The organism is Streptomyces sp. NRRL WC-3549 (assembly GCF_000721935.1).
GTDB lineage: Bacteria > Actinomycetota > Actinomycetes > Streptomycetales > Streptomycetaceae > Streptomyces.
In genome coordinates this window covers 11,070-16,708 of record NZ_KL585451.1, presented here as the reverse complement: position 1 = coordinate 16,708, position 5,639 = coordinate 11,070, and the positions used below count along the sequence as shown (strand labels likewise).

Annotated in this window: 2 protein-coding genes; both read left to right on the top strand. The window is 71.9% G+C overall.

The features are described 5' to 3' along the window. Positions 1–2,106, top strand: a 2,106-nt coding sequence (locus tag IH13_RS0135480; RefSeq protein WP_158791497.1) for an SDR family NAD(P)-dependent oxidoreductase, incomplete at its 5' end; no start/stop codon positions are given. A 48-nt stretch (positions 2,107–2,154) separates the two neighbouring features. Beyond that, on the top strand, positions 2,155–5,639 hold a 3,485-nt coding region (locus tag IH13_RS0135475), incomplete at its 3' end, for a type I polyketide synthase (protein ID WP_420713444.1).

Sequence of the window (5,639 nt, the reverse complement as noted above, 5' to 3'; positions counted from 1 at the left end):
CACGGTGACCTCACCACGCTCGCCCGGACGCTCGACATCGAGGGGGCGTCGCTGGGTGCGGTCCTGCCCGCTCTTTCCTCCTGGCGGAAGCAACGGCGTGAGGCCTCCACCACCGACTCGTGGCGGTACCGGTCCAGTTGGGCCCCACTGGCCGAGCGGTCAGCCCCTCTCACCGGCAGCTGGCTGGTCGTGGGCTCGACGACCGGCGCGAGCGCCGAACTCGCCCCGGCCGTCGTCCATGCCATGCGCGCCCAGGGGGCCGACGTCCTGCACTGCTCCGTGGACGACGTACTCGACCGGGTGACACTGTCCCAGGAGCTGGCCGGCACACTCGGCGACCGCACCGCCATCGCCGGGATCCTGTCCCTGTGCTCCGTGGACGAGGAGCCGGTCGCCGGAACGCCGGAGCTCACCAACGGCCTGGCCGCGACCGTGACGCTCGTACAGGCGCTCGGTGATTCAGCCGTCGCGGCGCCCCTGTGGTGTCTGACCCAGGGCGCCGTCCGGACGAACGGTCATGACGGTTCCATCAGCCCCGCGCAGTCCCTGGTCTGGGGCATGGGCAGGGTGGCCGCTCTCGAACACCCCGAGCGCTGGGGCGGGTTGATCGATCTCGCCGATGCGCCCGACGAGCGTGCGCTGTCGCGGCTGTGCGGTCTGCTCGCCGGGGCCGGGGACGAGGACCAGCTCGCCGTACGTCCGGGCGGCGTGTTCGCCCGCCGCCTGGTGCCGGCGCCCCCGGTGGGTTCGGGCCGCTCCTGGACGCCGAAGGGCACGGTGCTCGTCACCGGGGGTACCGGAGCGATCGGCAGGCAGCTGGCCCGTCGGCTCTGCGGTGACGGCGCAGAGCACGTGGTGCTCCTGAGCCGGAGGGGAGCCGATGCACCGGGTGCGGCCGATCTGATTCAGGAGCTGGAGGGATCGGGCACCAGGATCACCGTCACTGCCTGCGACGTGGCGGATCGTGACGCGCTGGACGGCCTGGTGGCGCGGCTGACCGCCGACGGCGACCGGATCACCGCGGTGCTCCACGCTGCCGGGGAACTGGACGACGCGGTCATGGGCGCGCTCACCCCCGAGCGGCTGGCCGCCGCGCTGCGCGCCCACGTGGGCGGCGCCCGGAACCTGCACGAGGTGACACAGGGCTTGGACCTCACCGCCTTCGTCATGTTCTCGGGCATCGCCGGTACCGTCGGAGGCGCGGGCCAAGGAGCCTTCGCCGCCGCGAGCGCCTATCTTGACGCGTTCGCCGTGCACCGCAGGTCGCTCGGTCTGACGGCCACGTCGATCGCCTGGGGCCCGTGGGCCGAGGGCGGTCCCGCCACCTCGGACGACACGTTCGCCGAACGGATGAGCCGCCGTGGGCTGACCGTTCTGCCGACCGCCTCCACTCTGCCCGCGCTGGGCCGGGTGGTGGCGCAGGACGGCCCGTCCCTGCTGATCGCGGACATCGACTGGGCGCTCTACGGGCCATCGGTCGCCTCGGTCCGCCCCAGCCCGCTGATCGCCGACGTCCCGCAGATGCGGGAGCTCGCGCGCGCGGCGGAAGAAGCCGGAGACGGCGCCGCGGACAGCGCGGCCGGGTTCCGGAGGACGGTGGCCGAACTGTCCGAGGCCGAACTCGGTCAGATGCTCCTGGAGCTGGTACGCACCGAGGCCGCCGGAACGCTCGGTCACAGCGAGATCGAGGCGGTCGGAGCCAAGCGGCCCTTCAGGGATCTCGGTTTCGAGTCACTGACCGCCGTGGAACTGCGTAACCGGCTCAGTACGCGCACGGGGCTGCGCCTTCCGGTGACGCTGGCGTTCGACTATCCGACTCCGGTGGCACTGGCCGCCTTCCTGCGGACCGAGGTCGGTGAGAACACCGAGCCGCAGGCCGTCCCCGTCCTGGCCGAGCTGGACCGGCTGGAGGAGGCCCTGGCCTCGTTCTCCGCGGACCGCACCGCGCGACACCGGATCGGAGCACGGCTGCGCGACATCCTCTCCGGCTGGGACGAGGAACCGGCGACGGGCGACGGGGCGTCGGCCACGGTCGCCGAGAAGCTCCAGGCGGCATCGGCCGACGAGGTCCTGGCATTCATCGACAACGAGCTCGGGGCCTCCTGATGGGTCGGCACCGTATTTCTGTCCTATGCAAAGGGGTTAGCGGTAATGGTGGCTGACGACAAGCTCCTCGAGTACCTGAAGCGGGTGACGGCCGACCTCCACCAGACCCGGGAGCGCCTTCGTGAGGTGGAGGCCGGGGAGCAGGAGCCCATCGCGATCGTCGCGATGAGCTGCCGGTTCCCCGGAGGGATCGCGAGCCCCGAGGACCTGTGGAACCTGGTGGCCGCCGGTGCGGACGCGATGTCACCGTTCCCGGACGACCGAGGCTGGGACACCGGGCGCATCTACGATGCCGACCCCGAGCAGTCCGGCACGTCCTACGTCCGGTCGGGCGGTTTCGTCGACGGCGTAGCTGAGTTCGACTCCGGCCTGTTCGGAATCAGCCCCCGCGAGGCCCTGTCCATGGACCCGCAGCAGCGGCTGCTCCTCGAGACGGCGTGGGAGGCGTTCGAACGGGCAGGCATCGACCCGATGTCGCTGTCCGGCGCACGGGTCGGCGTGTTCGCCGGTTCCAGCGGCCAGGACTACGCCTCCCTGCTGCAGTTCTCCCCGGAGAGCGTCGAGGGGTACGGTCTGACGGGCACGGCGGCCAGCGTGATCTCGGGACGGGTGTCGTACGCCTTCGGTCTCGAAGGCCCGGCCGTCACCGTGGACACGGCGTGCTCGTCGTCGCTCGTCGCCCTGCACCTGGCCGCGCACGCACTGCGTCAGGGCGAGTGCTCGCTGGCGCTGGCCGGCGGCGTGACGGTCATGTCGACCCCTGGTGCCTTCATCGAGTTCAGCCGGCAGCGCGGGCTGTCGACCGACGGCCGCTGCAAGGCCTTCGCCAAGGCCGCCGACGGGACCGGCTGGGCCGAGGGCGCCGGCCTGCTGCTCCTGGAGAGGCTGTCGGACGCCCGGCGCAACGGGCACGAGGTACTGGCCGTCGTCCGCGGTTCCGCCGTGAACCAGGACGGTGCGAGCAACGGCCTCACCGCCCCCAACGGCCCCTCCCAGCAGCGCGTCATCCAGGAAGCGCTGGCGAACGCCGGACTCACCGCCGACCAGGTCGACGCGGTCGAGGCCCACGGCACGGGCACGACGCTCGGCGACCCGATCGAGGCGCAGGCACTGCTCGCCACCTACGGCCGGAACCGGCAGAGCGACCACCCGGTCCTGCTCGGTTCGGTCAAGTCCAACCTCGGCCACACCCAGGCGGCCGCCGGTGTCGCCGGCATCATCAAAATGGTCGAGGCGATGCGCCACGGCACGCTGCCCAAGACGCTGCACATCGACGAGCCCACCCCGCACGTCGACTGGACCGCCGGTGCCGTCCAACTGCTGACCGAGCGGACGGACTGGCCGCAGACCGGCCGGCCCAAGCGATTCGGCATCTCCTCGTTCGGCATGAGCGGGACGAACGCGCACACGGTCATCGAAGAGGCGCCGAGCCCCGAGCCGACCACGCGGGCAGAGCAGGGCGACGCGCTGCCCGCACTCGTCTGGACCGTGTCCGGGAAGACCCAGGAGGCACTGCTGGGCCAGGCCGCCCAGGTGCTGTCGCACGCGGAGAGCTCCGACGCGACCTCACTGGACCTGGCCTTCTCGCTCGCCACCGGCCGCGCGGCCCTCGACCACCGGGCCGTCGTCGTCGGCGAGACCCGCGAAGGCCTGCTGAGCGGTCTGCGCGCGCTCGTCTCCGGCGCACCGGCCCAGGGACAGGCGAGCGGCGTCGCCACGGAGGACGGCCGGCTCGGTCTCCTCTTCTCCGGGCAGGGTTCGCAGCGGCCAGGCATGGGCCGTGGGCTGTACGAGGCGTTCCCGGTGTTCGCCAAGGCGTTCGATGCCGTCTGTGCCGAGCTGGACCGGCACCTCGACCGGCCGGTCAAGGACATCGTCCTCGCCGCTGACGACGCCGGCGGGGCCACCGCGGGACTGATCGACCGGACGGTCTACACACAGGCCGGCCTGTTCGCCGTGGAGACCGCGCTGTTCCGCCTCGTCACTTCCTGGGGCGTCCGGCCCGACTACCTGCTCGGCCACTCCATCGGCGAGCTGTCGGCCGCCCACGCGGCGGGGGCGCTGTCCCTGGAGGACGCCGCCGCCCTCGTGGCCGCCCGCGGACGGCTGATGCAAGCTCTCCCCGGAGGCGGGGCGATGGTCTCGCTCCAGGCCACCGAGGACGAAGTCCGGCCCCTGCTGCGTCCGGGCGTCTCGATCGCCGCACTCAACGGACCCCGCGCGGTGGTCGTCTCCGGTGACGAGGACGGCGTACTGGAGATCGCCGCCCACTTCGAGGGACAGGCGCGCAAGACCAAGCGTCTCCGGGTCAGCCACGCCTTCCACTCGGCGCACATGGAAGCGATGCTGGACGACTTCAGGGCCTTCGCCGAGACGGTCCGGTTCCGCGCCCCCGAACTGCCGATCGTCTCCAACGTGACCGGCGACCTCATCAGCGCCAAGGAGATCACCGATCCCGGCTACTGGGTACGCCACGTCCGCGAGGCCGTCCGCTTCCACGACGGAATCCGCACGCTCCTCGACCACGGGGTCACCGCCTTCCTCGAGATGGGCCCCGGCGGCGTACTGAGCGCCATGGGCCAGGAAGCCCTGACCGGGGCTCCCACAGGAGCCGACGAGCCCGTCTTCCTGCCCGCCCTGCGCGCCGACCGGCCGGAGGCCCGGTCGTTGATCACCGCCCTCGCCGAACTGCACGTCCACGGCAGCGGACCGGACTGGCAATCCTTCTACGAAGGAACGGGCGCCAGGAACACCGCGCTGCCCACCTACTCCTTCCAGCGCAAGCGCTTCTGGCCGAAGCTGTCCGCAGCCTGGGCCGGTGACGCCACGGCCATGGGCCTGCGCGCGGCCGAACACCCGCTGCTCAGCGCGGCTGTCACCCTGGCCGACGGCGACGGCGTGCTGTTCACCGGCAGGCTGTCGTCGGGGACCCATCCCTGGCTGGCCGACCACACCGTCCTGGGCACGGCCCTGCTGCCCGGCACCGCATTCGTGGAACTGGCGGTCCACGCCGGCGACCAGGTCGGCTGCGGCCATCTCGTCGAGCTCAACCTCGAAGCGCCGCTCATCCTTCCCGAAGAGGGCGGCACTGCCGTCCAGATGACGGTCGGGGCACCCGACGACACCGGGCACCGCCCGCTGTACGTGTACTCCCGCCCGGACGGCCAGGAAGGCGACGAGACCTGGACCCGCAACGCCGGTGGACTGCTCGCCCCCGGCCAGGCGGCAGCACCCGACTGGTCCGCGTTCGCCGAGTGGCCGCCCCATGACGCCGTACACGTACCCATGGACGACTTCTACGCCCGGCTCGAGGCCGCCAACTACGGTTACGGGCCCGCCTTCCAGGGTCTGCAACGCGTCTGGCGGCGCGGCGACGACGTCTTCGCCGAAGTGCGCCTCCCGGAGGAACCCGCCGCCGAAGCACGGCGGTTCGGGCTGCACCCCGCCCTGTTCGACGCCGCGATGCACTCACGGGCCATGCTGGGCAACGGCGACGAAGGCGGACCGGGCCAGGAACTGTCTCTTATACACAT